The sequence below is a fragment of the Stenotrophomonas sp. genome (assembly GCF_035634915.1).
GTDB lineage: Bacteria > Pseudomonadota > Gammaproteobacteria > Xanthomonadales > Xanthomonadaceae > Stenotrophomonas.
Genome location: NZ_DASQCB010000001.1, coordinates 133,473 through 152,510, shown reverse-complemented (window position 1 = coordinate 152,510; position 19,038 = coordinate 133,473). Strand labels below are relative to the sequence as shown.

The window sequence follows — 19,038 nt, the reverse complement described above, 5'->3', positions numbered from 1 at the left end:
TGCGCTCAGCCGCATGCTAGATTGGCGCCGGTGCCAGGAGGCACGTGAGGATCGGATGCCATGGAAGACTGCACCACCCGCCCGCTGATGCGCGCGCGCCTCCCCGTCGGACGCTTCCCCCGCACGGCCACCCTGCTGTTGTGTGCAGGCCTGCTCGCCGCCGGCCATTCCGGTGCACAGGCAACCGCGCACGCGGAGGACATCAAGGCCATCGAACAGGTGCTGGAAACCTTCCGCACTGCGCTGGTCAACAAGGACAAGCCCACCTATATGAGCCTGTTCTTCTCGGACAAACCCGAGGACATCGGCTGGCAGTTCGTCTCCGAGGACGTGCGCCTGCAGGACATCCGCAGGACCAAGCCCGACGCGATCAAGGCGCGGCAGATTCCCTCGAACAATTTCATCTCGCTCATCGACAGCGCGGTTGCGTCGCCCACGCCGAAGGAAGAGATCTTCTCCAACCCGAGGATCGAAACCGATGGCGACGCCGCCTCGCTGACCTTCGACTACACGTTCCTGTCCGATGGCGTGAAGCAGAACTGGGGCAAGGAAATGTGGCAGCTGATCCGCACCGAACAGGGCTGGAAGATCTTTTCGGTGATCTATTCGGTACGTGACGAGCGCAGCCCGGCCGCAGAGTGAGGTGTAAATCCGAGCCATGCTCGGCTGCGTTTCGATCTTCTGTAAAGCCGAGCCATGCTCGGCTGCGGTCCGCTCTTCTGTAGAGCCGAGCCATGCTCGGCTGCGGTCTGCGCGAACCAGTCCAGCATGGCCCGGCGTTACTGGCGCGAACTTTCCAGCTGCGTGGTCAACAGCCGCGTCAGGTTCCGGCGTGCGAAATACCCCTGCAGCTGTGCGGCCTTGATGGTCCGCGCCTTCAACCTCGGCGCGCCATCGTCGCCATATTCAATGCGATAGCAGCGCGACGCACCGCACAGCTCGGCCTGGCTGGCAGTAACGATGACCACGGTGATTTCCAGGCTGGTGAAGGCGTTGCCGGTCTTGATATCCGGGTTCTCGGTGCCGGCGCGCTCGATGAGGGTGCGGAACCGGCCAAGGTCGCGCTCGCCACCACTGCTGAGCGGGCCGACATTGGTGGCGCGGCGGATGTCGTCGTCTTCGCTGGGCGCGGCCTTGCTCCAGTGCTCGGTGCGCTCGGGAATGACCGCACGCACGACCGTGCCGTCCGGCTCGATCAGGTCGATCACCACGTCCAGCAGGTACACAGGCTCAAGGCCGAGGTTGGTCACGAAACAGTGCGCGTCCAGGTTACGCCCGGCACCGGAGGTGATGAGGATCGAGGGCCGCTGCTGGCGGCGGTAGCTGCGCAGGAAGAAGTTGAGGTAGACCACCCAGATCAGGGCGGTCACGCAGGTCATCACCGCGGTCAGCAGCGGAGCGAAATGGAGCAGGTTCTGCAGCATCCTCGATGGAACTCGCCGGCGTGGGGTGCCCCATGGTCGCGGTTGCCGTGCTTGTGGGTTGTGAAGTGTTTGGCCTCGAGGGGTTGCGAACGCATCCACGCATGGCGTGGATCTACTGGACCAACGCGTTGCACGCGCCCGTTGTAGCGCCAAGCCATGCCCTGCAAACCCTTGTTGCGGCGGAATACTGCACCTACCATCGGACGGCCCTTTCCTTTCAAGCCTCCGATGACGACCTACGCCGAACTCAACGCCGCCCAGCTGGCCAACCACGCCCTCAACATCTTCATCGCCGAGGGCCGCCACATCGAGGGCGCGCGCGTGATCTACCGTGCGCTGCAGCTCGACCCGCATCAGCCCGATGCGCTGCGCAGCCTCAGCGATTTCCACGCGAACTCCGGCACCGAAGCCTTCTCGGCCGCCACCATGGAATATGCCCTTTCCGGCGCGATCGATCTGGATCCGGAGGAACGCCAGAAGCTGGAAGCGCTGCATTTCCTCGACATCTGGACGTGGGGCTTCGCCCGTCACAACTCCGGCGAAGCGCAGCTGGGTGCCGAGGCCTTCAAGAACCGTGACGACTTCGAGGTCGACCACGCCGCCTACGCGGCCTTCCTCGGCACCATCGTGGAGCCGGCCGGTTCGCTGCAGGCTGCCTTCGAGGCCGCGCACCGCCTGTCCGGCCTGATGGCAGGCTTCCTGCAGCACAGCGGCAAGGACGATCCGGACCTGGACGATGTCCTGCGTGGCGAAGGTTTCGTTGAAACCGCCGAGTACCCGCAGTGGCTGCAGTCGTCGACCGACGACCTGGACGCACTGGACAAGGCCATCCAGGAGCAGCGCCAGAAGGGGTGATCCGGCGCGACGGCTGCGCCCTGCCGTCGTAGAGTCGAGCTTGCTCGACTCTACGTGCCACCAGCAGTCGAGCAAGCTCGACTCTACGCCAGCGCGTAATCCAACCCCGCACACACCGCCGCCACCTGGGCGTCGTTGCATTCCTGCGGGTGGGTACGCGGGCTGTCCGGGTAGACCTCGGTTGTGGTGGCATAGCGTGCGTCGGTGAATCCGGCGCAGGCGCCGATCGAACGCGATTCGCCCCAGACCACGCCCGGCGACTGTAGCGGCAGGCCCACCAGGTTGCCCTCGGCGTCGGCCGGGGCAATGTGGGTGATCGGCGCAACGGCCTCGATCAACGCCTTCTGGAATTCATGCTGCGGGTCTTCGCTGTTGCCGATCACGTAGAAGCCATCGGGAATGGTGTCACGCTCGAACGGCTTGCCGTCGCGGGCGCAGCGCGCCGGGTCGAATTCGTGCAGGTCGCTGTCGGTGGTTTCGTGCAGGTCCAGATGGACGCGGATGTCGGCCTTGCGCTCGGCCACCCAGCGCATCAGCGAGGCGGCTTCCTCGATCAGGCCGCCGTCACGGAAGCTGCGGTTGGGGTCGATCGCATCCGGGTTCCAGCGCTGGATCCGCTCGTAGCCCCAGGGGCTGACGCACGGCGCCACGATCAGGTTCATCCGGCCCAGGTAGCGCTCGGCCTGCTGTTCCAGGAACTGCAGGGCGCCATGCACGCCGCTGGTTTCATAGCCATGCACGCCACCGGTCACCAGGGCCGTCGGCAGGGCCGGGTTCCAGTCATGGTTGACCACCGCGAACAACGGGTAGTGGTCGGGGGCATAGTCGAGCTGGCCGTACTGGATCACGTCGAAACCGTCATCCAGGCGCTCCAGGGCGGCCACCACATCATCGTGGTAGCTGCGCTGGCGGTGCTGGGCGGCCCGCCACTTCGCGCGTTCAGCATCGCCCCAGGGCTGGCCGGGGGTACCGATGGGATAGAACGGCGCGAGGGTCATGCAGGAGCTCCAGAAGGTCCAGTTGCGTTAGTGCAGCCGACCATTCTAAGCCGTCTGCCCGCCCCGGCCGAGACCCTCCTCTGCCATGCCCGCCACGGGCCGCCCGCCCCCTTCATCCAGAGGCGGTCATCTGGTTGTAAAATCAACGGTTTTTGGCCCCTGGCTCCTTGATGGCGAACGCCGCGCAGCCGGTCCTGGGTGGACCGGAGTTCCTCCGCCTGCTTGCCCGTCTCAGCGACGGCGCGATGCCGGCCAGCAGTCCCGCCCTGACCGACCGCCTCGGCCAGTGGGTGGACTGGAGCCGCGCCGTGGCCCTGTCCGGGGCGCTGGACGGCCGCCTGCCCGAACCGGGCGAGGCCGCCGAAGCGATGGAGGACCTGCTGGCCGACTGCGCCCAGGCCGAGTCCAGCCTGCTGGCCTCGATCCGCGAGGATGCCGAGGCCGAGCGCCTGCTGGACCTGGCCGAGGCCGCCGCGCAGGCCAACTTCGCCTCGCTGCGCCAGCGTTACCGCGTGCTGCAGCAGGCCATCCAGACCGCCACCGGACGCCTGCGCGGCCGCCTGCGCGACCAACTGGTGCAGGCCTCGCCGGAACTGGCGCGGCTGGCCGAGGTCGACGCGGTGATGGAACAGACCCTGACCCCACGCGAGCACAGCCTGCTGGCCACCGCGCCGACGGTGCTGGCCGCCCGTTTCGAGCGCGTGCACGGCCAGCCCGGCTGGCGCGCCTCCTTCCGCAATGACATGCGCAGCCTGCTGCTGGCCGAGCTTGAACTGCGCTTCCACCCGATCCACGGGCTGCTTGCAGCCCTGCGCTCCCACTGACCGGAACACCATGTCCAGAACTGCATTCCATGTCGTTGTTTTCCTTGTCGGCCTGCTGGCCGTGTGCTGGATCGGCATCGGCTACGTGACGGTGCATCCTCTGGGTGCGGCGGTGGCGGCCATCATTGCAGTCTGCTACCTGGCCGGCGGCGTGGAGCTGTACCGCTACCGCCAAGCCAGCAACGGACTGCGCGCCGCATTGAACGATCTGGGTGCGGCACAGGACGCCCTGGCGCCGTGGCTGGAGCGTGTACCGGTAAGCCTGCGCAATGCCGTGCGCCTGCGCGTGGAAGGCGAGCGCATCGCCCTGCCCGGGCCGGTGCTGACACCGTACCTGGTCGGCCTGCTGGTGCTGCTGGGCATGCTCGGCACCCTGCTGGGCATGATGGATACGCTGCGCGGCACCGGCCTCGCGCTGCAGAGCGCCACCGACATGGCCGCCATCCGCGGCTCGCTGGCTTCGCCGGTACAGGGCCTGGCCGTGGCCTTCGGCACCTCGATTGCCGGTGTGGCCAGTTCGGCGATGCTCGGCCTGCTGTCCGCGCTGCTGCGCCGCGACCGCCTGCAGGTCGTGCAGCAGCTGGACCGCGCCATCGCCGGCGAGCTGCACCCGTATTCGCAGGCCTGGCAGCGCGCCGAGTCGCTGCGCCTGCTGCAGGCGCAGTCGGCCGCCCTGCCCGCGCTGGTGGACCGCCTGCAGGCGATGACCAGGGCCTTTGAACAGCACAGCACCGCCGCCAACGAGCGCCTGCTGACCGGCCAGTCCGACTTCCTCACCCACAGCCAGGCATTGCAGGAACGGCTGGCCGTATCGCTGCAGCAATCGCTGCGCGAAGGCGCCGAGGCCAGTGCCGCCGCCATTGCCGGCGCGCTGCAGCCGATGGCGGAGACCACGCTGGCAGGCCTGGCCACCCACGGCCAGGCACTGCATGCGCGTGTCGAAAGCGCCGTGCAGCAGCAGCTGGCCGGCCTCAGCGAAGGCTTCGAGCGCAGCCGTCTTGCGACTGAAGCGAGCTGGGCCAAGGTCGTGGCCGAGCAGACCCAGGCCCAGCAGACGCTGGTGGCCGATCTGCGCCAGCACCTGCAGGCCTTTAGCGAGGGCCAGGGCGCACAGGCTGAGACGGTGCTCGCACGCATCGGCGAGCGCCTGCAGGCCGATGCCGCCGGCAACACCGAGGCGTGGCGTGCTGCCGCCGAGCAGCAGCAGGCCGTGAACGCCGCGCTGGTGGAGCGCCAGCAGCAGGCACTGCAGGCGGTCGGCGCACAGCTGGATTCGCAGGCACAGGCCCTGCTGCAGGCACTGGACGAGCGCCATGCCGCAGGCCAGTCGCTGCTGCAGGATCACGAAGCGCAGCGTTCGCAGGACTGGCAGGCCGCACAGGCGCTCGCCGCCAGCGCGCATGCGGAACTGCAGGCGGGCCTGGATGCACGCGAGCAGCAGCGCCAGGCGCGCTGGGATGCAGTGGCCGCCGAGCTGCAGCAGGCGCACGCCGCACTACAGGCGCAGCTCCAGGCGGGTGACGAGCAGCGCCTGCAGCAGTGGAGTGCGGCTCTCGATGCCATTGCGCAGGGCCTGGCCGAGCGCCAGCAGCAGGTCTGCGAGACCTTGGCCAGCACCGCCCAGCAGATCGGCGAGAACGGCCGCGCACAGGCCAGTGCCACGCTCGCCGAAGTCTCCACCCTGCTGCAGACCGCCGCCGACGCACCCAGGGCCGCGGCCGAAGTCATCAACGAACTGCGCAGCACCCTGTCCGAGAGTCTGGTGCGCGACAACAAGATGCTGGAAGAACGTGGCCACCTGCTGGCCACCGTGCAGACGCTGCTGGAAGCGATCAACCACGCCTCGCACGAACAGCGCACCGCCGTGGACGCGCTGGTGGGGGGCTCGGCCGAGCTGCTGGAACGCGTCGGCAGCCGCTTCACCGACCACATTGCCGCCGAAACCGGCAAGCTTGATGGCATCGCCGAGCACCTCACTGGCAGCGCAGCGGAGGTCGGCCAGCTGGCCGGCACCTTCGGCGCGGCGGTCGAGCAGTTCGGCGCGGCCTCCACCGAACTGTCCGGGCGCCTGGAGCAGATCGGCGGCGCGCTGGACGCGTCGCTGGCGCGCAGCGATGAGCAGCTGGCCTATTACGTGGCACAGGCGCGTGAGGTGGTCGACCTCAGCCTGCTGTCGCAGAAGCAGGTGATGGAAGAGCTGCAGCAGCTGGCCACGCGCCGTGGCAAGGCCGGCACCGCATGAGCGATGAACTGGAGGTCGACGGCGGCTCGCACGCCCCGATCTGGGCCGCATTCGGCGACCTGATGTCGGTGCTTCTGGGCGCATTCGTGCTGATCCTGGTCGGCGTGGTCGCCGTGCAGCTGGAGCTCTCGCAGCGGCTGGACCAGGAAGTGAAGCAGCGCCAGGCCGAAGCCAAACGCCTGCAGACCCTGGAACAAGCGCTGGCCGGCCCCCTGGCCGCCGGCCGGGTAACCCTGGTCGATGGCCGCATCGGCATCAGTGGCAAGGTGCTGTTCGCACTGAATTCCGACCAGCTGCAGCCTGAGGGCCAGGCGCTGTTGCGCAGCCTGGCCGCGCCGCTGGCGGCCTACCTGGGCTCGCGCGAAGAGATCCTGATGGTCAGCGGCTTCACCGATGACGCGCCGATCCGCGATGGCAACCGCCGCTTTGCCGACAACTGGGAGCTGTCCGCGCAGCGTTCGCTGACAGTGACCCGCACGCTGATTGCCGATGGCGTTCCGGCTGATGCGGTGTTTGCCGCCGCGTTCGGCAGCGAGCAGCCGGTCAGTTCCAATGCCGATGAAGCCGGCCGCGCGCGCAACCGCCGCGTGGAGATCGCACCGATTCCCAAGCCGAAGGCCACGGATGGCAAGTAAACCGCCCTCGCCGCGGGAAGACCTGCGCGCACTGGTGCGGGACCTGGATGCCGGTTCGCGCAGCCTGCCGCATTACCCGCAGGTACCGATGCTGGACCAGGTCCGCCGCGAGTGGGCCGAGCTGCGCAGCGAACTGCAGGTGCGGCGCTCGCTGCGCACCGAGGCACCGGCCGATGGCGGCCCGTTGAATTCCGCGGTGCTGGTGCAGCGCATGCTCGACACTATGCAGGCCACCAGCCCCGGCTACCTGCGGCATTTCATCGATTACATCGATACGCTGTCCTGGCTGCAGGCGTTGCAGGATGGTGCGACCAGTGCGGCGGAAAGCACGAAGCCCAAGCGCACGCGCAAGCCCCGCAGCGCCGGTTGATCCCGCCCGGACCTTTGGTAGGTGCCAACCTTGGTTGGCACGCCGACGCTCTGTGTGCCAACCAAGGTTGGCACGTACCTGAAATCGACAACCCTTGAGCGTGCCAACCAAGGTTGGCACCTACCGGAAATCGGCAATCCCAGGCATCAGCCGCGCAGGGTGGCGCCGCCATCCACGTACAGGTCGCTCATGGCCACATGGCCGGCCTGTTCGGAGAGCAGGAACATCACCGAGTGGGCGATGTCTTCCGGTGTGGCCAGCTTGCGCAGGGGAATGCCAGCTTTGTAGGTGTCCAGGTTGCCGGCAATCACCCGCTCGGCGCCCCCCGCGTCCTCCCACATGCCGGTCTGCATCGGGGTCAGCGTAGAACCCGGGGCGACGATGTTGCAGCGGATGCCCAGCGGGGCCAGTTCCAGGCCAAGGCAACGGGTGAACATGGTGGCGGCGGCCTTCGAGGCTGCGTAGGCCGCCATGCCATGGCGCGGCACGCCGGCGGCATTGGAACTGACGGTGACGATCGCGCCCTCCCGTCGCGGTGACATCACCCGCGCCAGCGCGCGACCGACATGGAACACGCCATCGGCGTTGACCGCGAACACACGTCGCCAGTCATCATCGCCGGTGCCGGCCACCTCACCCACATGCAGCACGCCGGCCACGCTGGCCGCCAATGCAATCGGCCCCACCTCTGCTTCCACCCGGTCCACCAGCGCATCGACCGCCGTGCTGTCGGTCACGTCCAGCGCGAACGCCCGCACGCGCGCATCGTCCACCACCGGACATTCCCGGTCAGTGGCCACCACGGTGCAGCCGGCGTCAGCCAGCAGTTGTACCAGCGCCGCGCCGATCCCACCGGCGGCGCCGGTCACCAGCGCCACGCGCCCTGCAAATCCGGTCAGCTGCATGCTGCACGCTCCTGTTCTTCATCCCATTGACGCAGCCGCGCCGACAGCCACGGGCCCAGTTGTGCCACCGCATCGCGACCCGTCAGCTCGGCGTGCAGGAACGGCAGTTCCAGCGCCTGCACCTTGCGCGCATGCGCCATCCACAGCGCCGATTGCAGCTGCGGCCGCGCCTGGTGGTCACGCCCCGCGCGCACATGCACCAGGGTGCCGTCGAAGGGTCGATGATGGTGCTCACGGATGAGGCGATTGGTACCCGTGACGGCACGCACCACCCCCTCCAGCACCGCATCGGGCAGGCTGCCCAATGCGCTGCCACCACGGCGCAGGAAGGCCAGGATGCGCTCGCGGCTGTCCAGTTCCGGGTGGGCATCGGGATCATGGCCGGCGATGGCCAGCAGCGCGCGCAGCGCCGCGATGGCATCGGGTTCCGGCTCGGCCCGCCAGCACTCGCTGGGATAGGCATCCAGCAGCACCAGCTCACCCACCTCGCGGCCGATCTCGTGCAGGCGCACCGCCATGGCCTGGGCCAGGATGCCACCCACTGACCAGCCCAGCAGATGCACCGGCCCCTGCGGTTGCAGCGTGGCGATGCGGCGCACGTAGTCGTTGGCCAGCACCTCGATGCTGGACGGCATCGCCTGCTGCGGGTCCAGCGCCGGCGACTGCAGGCCGTAGACGGTGCGCGCCGGCTGCAGCGCGCGTGCCAGCGTCCGGTAGTTCCAGGCAATGCCACCGGCCGGATGCACCACGAACAGCGGCGGCGCGGCAGTTTCCGCCGTGGCCAGTGCAATCACCGGACCCAGCGCGTGGTCGGCCAGCGCCGGAGGCTCGGCAATGCGTGCGGCCAGCGCGGCGACCGTCGGCTGCGCAAACAGTGCGCCCAGACCAAGATCGCAGCGCCAGCGCTGTTCAATGGCCAGCAGCAGATGCACGGCCGACAGAGAATCACCACCGAGGCTGAAGAAGTCCGCGTCCACGGCGACGGGCAGTTCGCGGCCCAGCGCGCGAGCGAACAGCCCCGCCAGTTCCTGTTCCAGCGGCGTACGCGGCGCAAGCCCGACGACATCCTGCTGAGGCGGCTTCGGCAATGCCGTTCGGTCGAGCTTGCCGTTGGCCGTCACTGGCCAGTGGTCCACGCCGACGAAGGCCGAAGGCAGCATGTAGTCCGGTACGCGCGTGGCCAGATGGCTGCGCAGCACCGCGGCATCGGCGCACGACGAGGGCACGTACGCGACCAGCCGCGCATCGCCCGGTGCGTCATGGCGCAGCAGCACTTCCACCCGGTCCATGCCCGGCAGCTCGCGCAGTGCGGCCTCGATCTCGCCCAGCTCGATACGCAGGCCGCGCAGCTTCACCTGGTGATCGCTGCGACCCAGGTATTCCACCGCGCCATCGGCGCGCCAGCGTGCGACGTCGCCGGTGCGGTAGATGCGTTCCCCGGGCAGGAAAGGATCGGGCAGGAAGCGCTCGGCGGTCAGGTCATCGCGACCCAGATAGCCACGCGCCAACTGCACACCACCCAGATACAGATCGCCGGCCACACCGACCGGCAGCGGCTGCATGCGCGCATCCAGCACGTACAGGCGGGTATTCCACACGGGGAAGCCGATCGGCACCGGCCGTGAGCGATCCTCGGCCGAGGCCGGCCACCCGCTGACATCCACCGCCGCTTCGGTCGGCCCATACAGATTGTGCAGTTCTGCCTGCACCCGGGCGTGGAAACGATCACGCAGCGCGGCGTCCAGCGCCTCACCACTGGTGAATACCCGCCGCAGCTGCAGACCCTCAGACGCCGGCGCGGCAAGGAAGACGTCGAGCATGGACGGCACGAAATGCGCCGTGGTGATGCCGTGGCTGCGGATCAGCCGCGCCAGTTCAATGGGGTCGCGATGCGCATCCGGACCGGCCAATACCAGCGTGGCACCACACAGCAGCGGCAGGAAGAATTCCCAGACCGACACATCGAACGTAGCCGGGGTCTTCTGCAGTACGCGGTCATCTGCGCCGAACCCATGGTGCGCCCACATCCACAGCAGGCGGTTGACGATGGCGCGGTGTTCAATGACCACACCCTTCGGCTCACCGGTCGAGCCGGAGGTGTAGATGACATAGGCGGCATCGTCCGGCGATGGTGGGGCCCACCGTGCGGCGAAGCTCAGTGAGGTCCACTGCGCGGGCGCCAGCACCGGCACCTCGCCCAGCCGCGCCTGCACCTCGGCCTCGGCCAGTACGCAGGCCGGTCGGGCCGAGGCGAGGATGCGCGCCAGTCGCTCTTCTGGATGGGCAAGATCCAGCGGCAGGTAGGCGGCACCGGCACGCAACACGGCCACCAGCGCGACCACCAGCTCCAGCGAGCGCGGCAACGCCACCGCGACCACGCTGCCTGCACCGATGCCCATCGCGCGCAGCTGCGCGGCCAGCGCGAAACTGCGCGCCTCCAGTGTCGCGTGGTCCAGCGAGGCATCGCCGAAGACCAGCGCCGTCGCCTGCGGATCCCGGTCCATGCCCTGCTGCAGCAGCTCCACCAGGGTGGTGTCGGGCAGCGCATGGGCAGTGGCATTGAAACCGTGCACCGTGCGCTGCGCCTCCTCAGGCGTAGCCAACGGCACGTCGGCCATACAGGGCGCCTGCAGCGCGGCCGCCACGAAATGCAGCAGCCTCGTGGCGTGCGCCTGCACGTCGTCGCGGCTGTACAACGCGGGATTGGCCTCGATCTCCAGGTCCAGCAGGGCCTGGCCGTCGCCACGGAAGCCCAGGGTCAGGTCATCCACCGGGCCGGTGCACAGCACCTCCAGCATGGCCGCGGCGCCGGGCAGCGCCAGCGGCCTGTAGAACGGCTGCACGTTCACCAGCGGGCCGTGCAGGCGCTGCTGCGCACCGGCCAGGCCCAGATCGCGACGCAGCTGCTCGCCCCGGTAACGACCGTGCTTGCGGCCCTGGCTCAACTGCCGCCCGATGCCGCGCGCGAAATCCTCGACGCTGCCCTCGCCTGCTGCCACCCGCAGCGGCAGTACGTTCATCACCATCGCCGGCACCCGCGCCGAGGCATTGCCCAGTCGCCCCATGTAGGGCACGCCCAGCACGACTTCCTCGGCCGCGCTCATCCTGCGAAGGTATTCGGCCGACAGTGCGGCCAGCACGTCCGGCCAGGGCTGCAGCCAGCGCACCGCGGTCTGCAGCAGCAGGTCGCGGAAAGAGGCGTCGAGCGGCTGCACGAAACGCAGCGCATCGTCGCTGGCCGCTACCGTCCCGGCCAGCCCCGCACCGGCGGGTGCACCCTGCAGTTGTCCGCGCCACCATTGGCCCGCCAAGCCGCGACGGGGATCTTCACGATAGGCAGCATCATCGGCCAGCACGCCTGCCAAGGGCGGCAGCGGCTCGCCGCCACGGCCGGCATACAGGGCACAGACCCGATCACTGAACAGCGCCATGCCGTAGCCATCGGCGGCCAGGTGGTGCACGCGCAGGTACCAGACCCAGCGTTGCCCACCCAGATCGAACAGCACCTGCTGGCTGATGCGATCGCGGCTGGGATCCACTGGCGACAGGCGGTCGGCCTGCATCGCGGCGCGTGCCACTGCGTCGGGGGCGGCTTCCGTCGTCAGATCGCGCAGCGACAACAGCGGCACATGGGCCGGATCATGCCACTGCAGCGGCTGGCCATCATTGCCTGCGGCAAACCGCAGTGCGAACGCCTGCGCTTCTGCGGCGGCCTGGTTTGCGGCCGCCACGAACGCGTCGACGTCCAGCGCACCCTCGATCCACACGGCATGGGCCGTATTGAACGAAGGATTGTCCGGGGCCAGGCACTGGGCGAACCACAGGCCCGACTGGGCCTCGGTCAGCGCCACCGGCGTGGCCAGCCCTGCGGCATTCATGCCTGCTGTGCCGCCTGCAGCTTCTGCACCACCGCCCACCACTGGCGCAGCGTGCTGTATTCGGCCAGCTGCGAGAATTCCAGCGGCAGGCCCGTGCTACCCCAGGCGAGGACCAGGCCGAGCATGCGCATCGAATCCAGGTCCAGGTCGATCAGATTGTCGTCGTCTCCGATATCAGCCGGCGCGCAGTCGAGCACGCGCGCCACGTCGGCGCGCATGCGCTCAAGGTCGAGCACATCGTGGGTCGTGGCCATCAGAGCACCTCCAGCAGCTGCGCGGTGGTCATCGGCACGCCACTGGTGCGGGCGATCCAGTGCAGGGCCTGGTCATGGTCGGCGCGCGAGAAATCAGCCACGGCGTCGGCGGCGATGAACGCTTCGATATCGCGCTGGAATGCCTCGACCACGGTGGCCGTGCAGCCAATATGCGCATACACGCCGGTGACCAGCAGCTGGTCACGGCCCCGCACCCGCATCAGGGTTTCCAGGTTGCTGCGCTGGAAGGCGCTGTAACGATGCTTGACCAGCACGTGCTCACCCGCCTGCGGGACAAGTGTATCGATGATCGGCTCATGTTCCTCGCCGCGGCGCATGCCCGGCCCCCACAGGTCGGCCTGCAACCCGCGGTCACGCCGGTCCTGGTCGCCATGCTGGGCGGTATAGAACACCGGAATGCCGTGTGCACGGCAATGCGCCAGCAGGCGTGCGATGTTGGCCTCCGCCGGCTGCAGTGGCTCGGCACCGGCGTCGAACGCTGCCAGGAAATAGCGCTGCATGTCATGCACCAGCAGGGCGATGCGATCACGCTGCGGGCGCCACGGGCCGCGCGGAGCCGGCAGTTCGGCAGCGGTCGGCAAGGGGTATGGGGTAATGCGGGGCAGCGCCATCAGCGCGTTCCTCCTGTCTGTTGCAGATGACGCGCGCGCAGCTGCGCACGCAGTTCACGGCGGCTGATCTTGCCGACCGCCGTGGTATCGAAACTGTCCACGAACACCACCTGGTCGGGCACCTTGAACGCGGCCAGGCCGCGGCCACGCATCCAGTTCTTCAATGCAGGCCCCTTGATCGGCTCGCCCTGCGCGATGACGAAGGCGCAGCTGCGCTCGCCCAGGTAATCATCGGGAATGGACACCACCGCCGCGTCGAACACGGCGGGATGGGCCAGCAGATGATCTTCGATCTCCTCGGCGGAGATCTTCTCGCCGGCACGGTTGATGTGGTCGCCCGCGCGGCCCTGCACCACCAGGTAGCCACCCGGCAGCTGCTGCACACGATCGCCGGTGCGATAGAAGCCGTCGTCGGTGAAGGCGCGCGCGTTGGCCACCGCATCGTTGTGGTACGCGCCGATGGTGTACGGGCCACGGGTCAGCAGATGCCCCACCTCGCCCTCGGCCACCGGCTGGTCATGGTCATCGACCACGCGCACCTCGTCATCCGGGCTGATCGGCCGCCCCTGGCAGGCAACGATCAGGTCTTCAGGGTCATCCAGCCGGGTGTAGTTGACCAGGCCCTCGGCCATGCCGAACACCTGCTGCAGGGTGCAGCCCAGGCCATCGATCACCCGCCGCGCGGCTTCCGGCACCAGCTTGGCACCGCCCACCTGCAGCACCTGCAGGCTGGACAGATCGTGCTTGCTGGTTGCCGCGGCCTGCGCCCACAACAGGGCCAGCGGCGGCACCAGGCCGCAGCAGGTCACCCGCTCGCGGGCGATCAGCGGGAAGGCAGCGTCCGGGCCGGGGCCGGGGCTGAGCACCACGCGGGCGCCGGCATACAGCGCGCCGAAGAAGCCCGGCGAACTCATCGGGAAGTTGTGCGCCGCCGGCAGAGCAACCAGGTAGACGCTGTCGCGGTCGATGCCGCAGATCGCATTGCTGGCACGGAACGAATAGATGTAGTCGTCGTGGGTGCGCGGGATCAGCTTGGACAGCCCGGTGCTGCCACCGGAAATCTGCAGGAAGGCGACCGACTGCGGGTCCGGATCGGGCGGCAATGCGCTGCGGTCACCCTGCAGCGCATCCAGGGCAATGAACCCGTCCGCCTCGCCATCGATCACCACATGCGCGATGCCCGGCACTTGCGCCTGCAACGCATGCGCCAGTCCGCGGTGGTCGAAGTTCTCATGCACATCGGCGGTGATGTAGGCACTGGCTTCGGCCTTGCGCGCGAAGTGCACCAGTTCGGTGAGGCGATGCGCCGGCAGCACGTACACCGGCACCAGGCCGGCCCGGAACAGCCCGCACACCGTGGTGATGAAGCCGGCGGTGTTGCCCAGCTGCACCAGCACGCGGTCACCCGGCTGCAGACCCTGGCCCAGCAGGCCGGCACCGATACGCCCGGCCTCGTGCCACAGCTGCGCATAGCTCAGGCGCACGTCACCGGCCACCACCGCGATCTCATCGGCGTACTGCTCTGCCCGGTCACGCAGGAAAGCCGGGAAGGTCTCGCCGCGCCAATGGCCGGCAGCGCGGTAGCGCGCGGCCCGGTCTTCGGGCCAGACCTGCTGCAGCGGCAGCCGCGGGGAGATAGCGTTGTTCATGGCATGGGCTCGATCAGGGCCGCCGGGTCATGCACACCCAGGGCGTTCAACAAGGCAGTGAATTTGGCGCCGGTTTCGGCCGCCTCGGCCTCCGGCTGCGAGTCGGCCACGATGCCGGCGCCGGCGAACAGGCGCAGCTGCGTGCCCTGCAGGCGGGCGCAGCGGATGGCCACGTACCAGTCGCCATCGCCCTGCGCGTCCAACCACCCCACGGCACCGGCGTAGAAGCCGCGCGGTACCGGTTCCAGTTCACGGATGCGCTGCAGTGCGGCCTGTCGCGGCGTACCGCAGACCGCAGGCGTAGGGTGCAGTTCGGCCAGCAGCGCTGCGGCCGGCGTCGATGTGTCCTTCAGCGTGGCGTGGATGCGGGTGCCGAGGTGCCACATGCTGGCCGTGGCGTGCAGCACCGGCTGTGCCTGCGCTTCGACGCGGCGGCACCACGGCGCCAGGCCTTCGACGATGGCCTCAACCACGTGGCGATGTTCGTCATGGTCCTTGCGCGAGGCCAGCAGCGCCTGCGCCACGCGCTGGTCTTCGACCGGGTCGCGGTGGCGGCGGGCAGAGCCGGCCAACGGATGCGACAGCACCTGCGCGCCGCGCTTGCGCAGCAGCAGTTCCGGCGTTGCGCCGACCAGCCATGCCGGCGCCTGGCCCGGCTCGACCGGCAGTGGCACCGCATAGGTTGCCACCGAGGGGTCCACCCCCAGGCGTGCCAACAGCGCATCGGGCGCCAGCGGCAGTTCGGTCTGCGCCAGCAGGCTGCGCGCCAGCACCACCTTGTGCAGCGTGGCATCGGGCCCACGCATGGCCTGCACGGCGCTGGCCACGGCGGTGGCATAGGCCTGCGCCGTGGGCTGGGCCTGCAGCGCACCTCGCAGGGACGGTGCGGGCACAGGCTGCGGAATCAGGCCGGGCAGCACACGCTCGGGCTGGTACAGCGCATCGTCTGCGCGCGGTTCGAACGGCACCGCGCCCACCAGCAGGCCCGGTCCGCCGCGCTGCTGGGCGAAGAATGCTTCCACCCGCTCGGCCAGGCTCGCCAACGCGCCGCTGGGCAGGCCTGCCCGGCAGCCGCGCGCATGCAGCTGCTGGTCGGCATGCTGCAGCACGAAAACGTTCGCTTCGTCAGCAGCATGGGCCGGGGGTGGTGCAGCCTCCGCCCACGCACCCTGCATCAGGGAATCAGTCATGTGGTCTCCTTTTCCCGGTGGGCCAGGGCAAGGCCACACAGCAGCAACAGCAGCACGCCCACCAGCAGATACGGCAGGCTGGCACCTGTGCGATACAGCACCGTGCCCAGCATCGGGCCGGCCACCATGCCCAGCCCCTGCGCGGCAGCGACGGTGCCGGCAGCGGCGCCCTGTTCGTGCGCCTCCACCGCATCGGCAGCCAGTGCCTGGAAGGACGGGAACACGAAGCCCATGCCGAAGGCGGCCACCGCGTAGGTCAGCGGCAGCTGCCAGGGCTGCTGCACAGCGGCGACCGAGGCAAAGCCGAGTCCGGAGATCAGCGCACCGATGATGATCCAGCGGCGCGGATGCACCGTCAGTTTCATCACCAGCACCTGCGCCAGGATCAGGCCAACGCCAACGGCGGTCAGGGCGATGCCGGCCATGCGCGCACCAGCGGCGGCGTCCAGGCCGAACCGATCAATGGCAAAGAAGCCCACGGTGACCTGCGCGATGGTCACCGAGACCATGCCGAGGAAGGCGGCCAACTGCGGCAGGCGCAGACGGGCATCCAACCGCGACATCGGTGCGCGGTTGCGCGGTTGCGCGGCCGCCACCGGCGGCGTGGCCGGCAGCCGCCAGGCGATCAGCGCCAGCGCGACCAGCGGCAGCAATGCGGCCACGTACAGGGCCAGCGGGAGATTGCGGTAGGCCAGCCAACCGGCGGCCGCTGGGCCCAGCACCATGCCCAGCGCATTGGCGCTGCCCAGTCGCGCCAGGAACTGCGCACGCTGGCCGCTGGGCGCCTGGTCGGCGATCAGCGCGGCGGCGGTGGGCGGCACGGCCGCATAGAACAGGCCGATCAAGCCGCGCGTGCCCACCAGCACCAGCACCGAGACCAGCACCGGCGGCACCACCTGCAGGGCAACGTCGATGAACACCGCCAGGCCGATGTAGACCACGGTGTAGGCCGCCATCGCCAGCAGCAGCACGCGCTTGCGCCCGATGCGGTCACTGAGCAGGCCCCAGGGGCGCGCGGCCAGCATCCACAGTACGCCGGCCGCGGTGACCGACAATCCGGCATGCCATTCGGACAGTCCAAGCAGGCGCACCACCGGCCCGATCACCGCCACGAACGACATCATCGCCATGGTGCCGATCAGGGCGGCAAGGACCAGAGCCGGCAGACCGGCGACGACGGGACGTGCATGCATGGAACACCAGCCGTTTCAATGAAGGAGCCCACCCCGGCAGGAGTGATGGCATCCTCAAATGATAACGGCTCGTATTTGCATTTGATACCCATTCACTTGAACGGGCCAGTAATGGAGCACTTCAGCGCGGCGAGCGCAGTTCCAGCAGGCCACGCCGACGGAACCACCACTCCAGCGGCAGGGTGACCAGGGGGGGAATGGCCGCCAGCAGCGCCAGTGCACTGGCCCACCACGGCCAGCGCAGGCGGATGGCGGCGAACAGGGTCACCGCCACGTAGACCAGGAAGGCCGCGCCATGCAGCGGGCCGAACACCTTGACCAGGGCAACATTGCCGTAAGGGCCGTACTTGAGCCACATGCCGATGAGCAGACCCGCCCAGGTCAGCGCTTCGATGAAGGCGACCACGGCGAACAGCCGCCCGGTCGGATGCATGGGGTTACGTCGGGTCACGTGCGGCTCCGGTAACAGGATCAAACGCGAATGATACGCAGATGCACGCGCCCTGTAGAGTCGAGCCATGCTCGACTGCTGTCGGCGGATGCCACATCAAGCGCTGTGTCCACCAAGGTGGACACTTACCAGAGCAATCTCCCGCAACACCTCATCCACCGGCCGCCCGTTGTCCACCAGGTTGAACATCACGTGCGCCACGCCCTGCGCGTGCACCCGGTGCAGATAGGCCTGCAGCCCATCGCGGCCCACCTTCAGGCCCAACGGCAGCGCTTCGGCCGGTGCCTGCGGATCGGCCTGCAGGTCCAGCAGCATCGACTGCACGAACGGCTTGGCCACACCCGCGCCCTGCGCCTGCTGCCACAGGCCGATGCGGCCTTCCTGCGCCGCCTCTTCGCGATGGTAGGTGGCCCAACCTTCCGCTTCGCGGGCGATCCACTGCAGACTCTGTCGCGCCGTGCCGACCACCAGCATCGGGATACGCGTCGGCGGTGCCGGCAGCACGTCGAAGCCGCCCGTGGCGTCACGCAGCCGCGAGCGTTCTGTCTCATCCGGCGACAGCGCCGCGCGCAGCAATGACCAGCGCTCACGGAAGGTCGCTGCCCTGCCCTCAAGGTCTTCCCCGAACGCCGCGAATTCTTCCGGGCGGTCGCCCGAACCCAGGCCCAGCACGAGGCGGCCGCCACTGATCCGGTCCAGGCTCAAGGCGGCCTTGGCCACGTGCAGCGGGTGCCGCAGCGGCAGCACGATGGCGGCCGTGCCCACCGCAATGCGCGTGGTGGCACCGGCCAGCAGCGCAAGCCAGAGGAAAGGATCATCAAGTGCACTGGATGTCGCTTCCGGGCCCTGCGGGACCATCAACGGCACATCGCGTGTCCACAGCGCAGCAAAACCAAGATCGTCAGCCAAGCGCGCGATGCGTTGCGCTTCGGCAACGTCGGCAAGACCGTGTGCAGCGACCGGCGTCATCAGGCCCAGACTCAGGCCGTGTTGCGGGAATACCCGTGCATGGGCCGCATTGAAGTGGTTCATGCGCCGAGCTTATCGTGTGCAACGCACCTGCACGTCACCATGGAAAGAACACTGCATGCATTCCATCCGCCCCGCCCGCCCCGACGATCTGCCTGCCATCAGCGCGATCTGCATCGCCGCCTTCAACGAAGCCGTCGCGGCCTCACTGAGCGCGCAGGGCGTGGCCACGTTCATGCAGGTGGCATCGGCCAGTGCGTTTGCCGGGCGGCTGCCCGGTGACAACCACATCCTGGTCGCCGAGCAGGACAGCGAGATCGTCGGCGTGGTCGAACTGAAGGAAGGCCGGCACCTGGCGATGCTGTTCGTCGACCCGGCCTGCCAGGGCCAGGGCATCGGCCACGCCCTGTTCCAGGCAGTACTGCCGCAGCTGCGCGCACCGGCCATGAGCGTGCGTGCCTCGTTGAATGCGGTGCCGACCTACCAGCGCTATGGCTTCGTGATCGATGGCGAGGTCGGCGAGTACAACGGACTGGTCTACCAGCCCTTAACCCTCGCCGCCCCGTAAC

At 68.7% G+C, this 19,038-nt stretch carries 18 protein-coding genes; 7 read left to right on the top strand and 11 right to left on the bottom strand.

From position 1 onward, the window contains the following. Positions 1-87 precede the first annotated feature (87 nt). On the top strand, positions 88-642 hold the full coding sequence (locus VER16_RS00695; protein ID WP_414716000.1) for a nuclear transport factor 2 family protein: 555 nt from the start codon (positions 88-90) through the stop codon (positions 640-642). A gap of 137 nt (positions 643-779) precedes the next feature. Here the strand turns inward: VER16_RS00695 and VER16_RS00690 are convergent, their stop codons facing one another. Further along, positions 780-1,424, bottom strand: a complete 645-nt coding sequence (locus VER16_RS00690) for a hypothetical protein (protein WP_324804948.1) — start codon at positions 1,422-1,424, stop codon at positions 780-782. Positions 1,425-1,652: 228 nt separating this feature from the next. Between VER16_RS00690 and VER16_RS00685 the strand changes: the two genes are divergently transcribed. Beyond that, entirely contained in the window at positions 1,653-2,279 is a 627-nt protein-coding gene (locus VER16_RS00685) for a hypothetical protein (RefSeq protein ID WP_324804947.1), read from the top strand. A gap of 83 nt (positions 2,280-2,362) precedes the next feature. On the opposite strand, the gene VER16_RS00680 is transcribed toward VER16_RS00685, so the two are convergent. Beyond that, positions 2,363-3,277 carry a M14 family metallocarboxypeptidase gene (locus tag VER16_RS00680; RefSeq protein WP_324804946.1) on the bottom strand — a complete coding sequence of 305 codons (915 nt, stop codon included), beginning with the start codon at positions 3,275-3,277 and terminating at the stop codon, positions 2,363-2,365. Positions 3,278-3,447: 170 nt separating this feature from the next. Here VER16_RS00680 and VER16_RS00675 point away from each other — a divergent pair, with 170 nt between their 5' ends. From VER16_RS00675 to VER16_RS00660, 4 genes are read left to right on the top strand one after another with little or no spacing between them, the layout of a single operon-like run. Further along, on the top strand, positions 3,448-4,101 hold the full coding sequence (locus VER16_RS00675) for a DUF3348 family protein (protein ID WP_324804945.1): 654 nt from the start codon (positions 3,448-3,450) through the stop codon (positions 4,099-4,101). A gap of 10 nt (positions 4,102-4,111) precedes the next feature. After that, positions 4,112-6,343 carry a DUF802 domain-containing protein gene (locus VER16_RS00670; RefSeq protein ID WP_324804944.1) on the top strand — a complete coding sequence of 744 codons (2,232 nt, stop codon included), beginning with the start codon at positions 4,112-4,114 and terminating at the stop codon, positions 6,341-6,343. After that, positions 6,340-6,978 (top strand): OmpA family protein, encoded by a 639-nt coding sequence (locus VER16_RS00665; RefSeq protein ID WP_324804943.1) that lies wholly within the window; start codon positions 6,340-6,342, stop codon positions 6,976-6,978. The genes VER16_RS00670 and VER16_RS00665 overlap by 4 nt, the downstream gene beginning before the upstream one ends. Continuing rightward, positions 6,968-7,348, top strand: coding sequence for a DUF2894 domain-containing protein (locus VER16_RS00660; RefSeq protein ID WP_324804942.1), 381 nt, complete (start codon positions 6,968-6,970; stop codon positions 7,346-7,348). Before VER16_RS00665 ends, VER16_RS00660 begins: the two co-directional genes overlap by 11 nt. Before the next feature lie 146 nt (positions 7,349-7,494). On the opposite strand, the gene VER16_RS00655 is transcribed toward VER16_RS00660, so the two are convergent. The 9 genes from VER16_RS00655 to VER16_RS00615 all read right to left on the bottom strand — a co-directional run bounded on the left by VER16_RS00655 (position 7,495) and on the right by VER16_RS00615 (position 18,532). Next, entirely contained in the window at positions 7,495-8,253 is a 759-nt protein-coding gene (locus VER16_RS00655; protein WP_324804941.1) for a 2,3-dihydro-2,3-dihydroxybenzoate dehydrogenase, read from the bottom strand. After that, a complete protein-coding gene (locus tag VER16_RS00650) occupies positions 8,244-12,131 on the bottom strand; it encodes an amino acid adenylation domain-containing protein (protein ID WP_324804940.1) in 3,888 nt (1,295 codons plus the stop codon). The genes VER16_RS00655 and VER16_RS00650 overlap by 10 nt, the downstream gene beginning before the upstream one ends. Further along, entirely contained in the window at positions 12,128-12,385 is a 258-nt protein-coding gene (locus VER16_RS00645) for a phosphopantetheine-binding protein (RefSeq protein WP_324804939.1), read from the bottom strand. The genes VER16_RS00650 and VER16_RS00645 overlap by 4 nt, the downstream gene beginning before the upstream one ends. Beyond that, entirely contained in the window at positions 12,385-13,017 is a 633-nt protein-coding gene (locus tag VER16_RS00640) for an isochorismatase family protein (RefSeq protein WP_324804938.1), read from the bottom strand. Before VER16_RS00640 ends, VER16_RS00645 begins: the two co-directional genes overlap by 1 nt. After that, positions 13,017-14,666 (bottom strand): (2,3-dihydroxybenzoyl)adenylate synthase, encoded by a 1,650-nt coding sequence (locus tag VER16_RS00635; RefSeq protein ID WP_324804937.1) that lies wholly within the window; start codon positions 14,664-14,666, stop codon positions 13,017-13,019. The genes VER16_RS00640 and VER16_RS00635 overlap by 1 nt, the downstream gene beginning before the upstream one ends. Continuing rightward, complete coding sequence (locus tag VER16_RS00630) at positions 14,663-15,856, bottom strand: isochorismate synthase (protein WP_324804936.1); 1,194 nt, start codon at positions 15,854-15,856, stop codon at positions 14,663-14,665. The genes VER16_RS00635 and VER16_RS00630 overlap by 4 nt, the downstream gene beginning before the upstream one ends. Next, entirely contained in the window at positions 15,853-17,049 is a 1,197-nt protein-coding gene (locus VER16_RS00625; RefSeq protein WP_324804935.1) for an MFS transporter, read from the bottom strand. The genes VER16_RS00630 and VER16_RS00625 overlap by 4 nt, the downstream gene beginning before the upstream one ends. 121 nt (positions 17,050-17,170) lie before the next feature. Continuing rightward, positions 17,171-17,482, bottom strand: coding sequence for a DUF3817 domain-containing protein (locus VER16_RS00620; protein WP_324805059.1), 312 nt, complete (start codon positions 17,480-17,482; stop codon positions 17,171-17,173). Between the two features lie 114 nt (positions 17,483-17,596). Beyond that, positions 17,597-18,532 (bottom strand): TIGR03571 family LLM class oxidoreductase, encoded by a 936-nt coding sequence (locus tag VER16_RS00615; RefSeq protein WP_324804934.1) that lies wholly within the window; start codon positions 18,530-18,532, stop codon positions 17,597-17,599. A gap of 55 nt (positions 18,533-18,587) precedes the next feature. On the opposite strand from VER16_RS00615, the gene VER16_RS00610 reads away from it, so the two are divergent. Beyond that, positions 18,588-19,037 (top strand): GNAT family N-acetyltransferase, encoded by a 450-nt coding sequence (locus tag VER16_RS00610; protein ID WP_324804933.1) that lies wholly within the window; start codon positions 18,588-18,590, stop codon positions 19,035-19,037. Position 19,038 lies beyond the last annotated feature (1 nt).

Coding starts and splice junctions, on each gene's coding strand:
- VER16_RS00620 (WP_324805059.1), bottom strand. CDS start 17,482: ATGCATCCGACCGGGCGGCTGTTCGCCGTGGTCGCCTTCATCGAAGCG.
- VER16_RS00680 (WP_324804946.1), bottom strand. CDS start 3,277: ATGACCCTCGCGCCGTTCTATCCCATCGGTACCCCCGGCCAGCCCTGG.
- VER16_RS00640 (WP_324804938.1), bottom strand. CDS start 13,017: ATGGCGCTGCCCCGCATTACCCCATACCCCTTGCCGACCGCTGCCGAA.
- VER16_RS00650 (WP_324804940.1), bottom strand. CDS start 12,131: ATGAATGCCGCAGGGCTGGCCACGCCGGTGGCGCTGACCGAGGCCCAG.
- VER16_RS00615 (WP_324804934.1), bottom strand. CDS start 18,532: ATGAACCACTTCAATGCGGCCCATGCACGGGTATTCCCGCAACACGGC.
- VER16_RS00695 (WP_414716000.1), top strand. CDS start 88: ATGCGCGCGCGCCTCCCCGTCGGACGCTTCCCCCGCACGGCCACCCTG.
- VER16_RS00685 (WP_324804947.1), top strand. CDS start 1,653: ATGACGACCTACGCCGAACTCAACGCCGCCCAGCTGGCCAACCACGCC.
- VER16_RS00645 (WP_324804939.1), bottom strand. CDS start 12,385: ATGGCCACGACCCACGATGTGCTCGACCTTGAGCGCATGCGCGCCGAC.
- VER16_RS00670 (WP_324804944.1), top strand. CDS start 4,112: ATGTCCAGAACTGCATTCCATGTCGTTGTTTTCCTTGTCGGCCTGCTG.
- VER16_RS00665 (WP_324804943.1), top strand. CDS start 6,340: ATGAGCGATGAACTGGAGGTCGACGGCGGCTCGCACGCCCCGATCTGG.
- VER16_RS00675 (WP_324804945.1), top strand. CDS start 3,448: ATGGCGAACGCCGCGCAGCCGGTCCTGGGTGGACCGGAGTTCCTCCGC.
- VER16_RS00635 (WP_324804937.1), bottom strand. CDS start 14,666: ATGAACAACGCTATCTCCCCGCGGCTGCCGCTGCAGCAGGTCTGGCCC.
- VER16_RS00625 (WP_324804935.1), bottom strand. CDS start 17,049: ATGCATGCACGTCCCGTCGTCGCCGGTCTGCCGGCTCTGGTCCTTGCC.
- VER16_RS00655 (WP_324804941.1), bottom strand. CDS start 8,253: ATGCAGCTGACCGGATTTGCAGGGCGCGTGGCGCTGGTGACCGGCGCC.
- VER16_RS00690 (WP_324804948.1), bottom strand. CDS start 1,424: ATGCTGCAGAACCTGCTCCATTTCGCTCCGCTGCTGACCGCGGTGATG.
- VER16_RS00660 (WP_324804942.1), top strand. CDS start 6,968: ATGGCAAGTAAACCGCCCTCGCCGCGGGAAGACCTGCGCGCACTGGTG.
- VER16_RS00630 (WP_324804936.1), bottom strand. CDS start 15,856: ATGACTGATTCCCTGATGCAGGGTGCGTGGGCGGAGGCTGCACCACCC.
- VER16_RS00610 (WP_324804933.1), top strand. CDS start 18,588: ATGCATTCCATCCGCCCCGCCCGCCCCGACGATCTGCCTGCCATCAGC.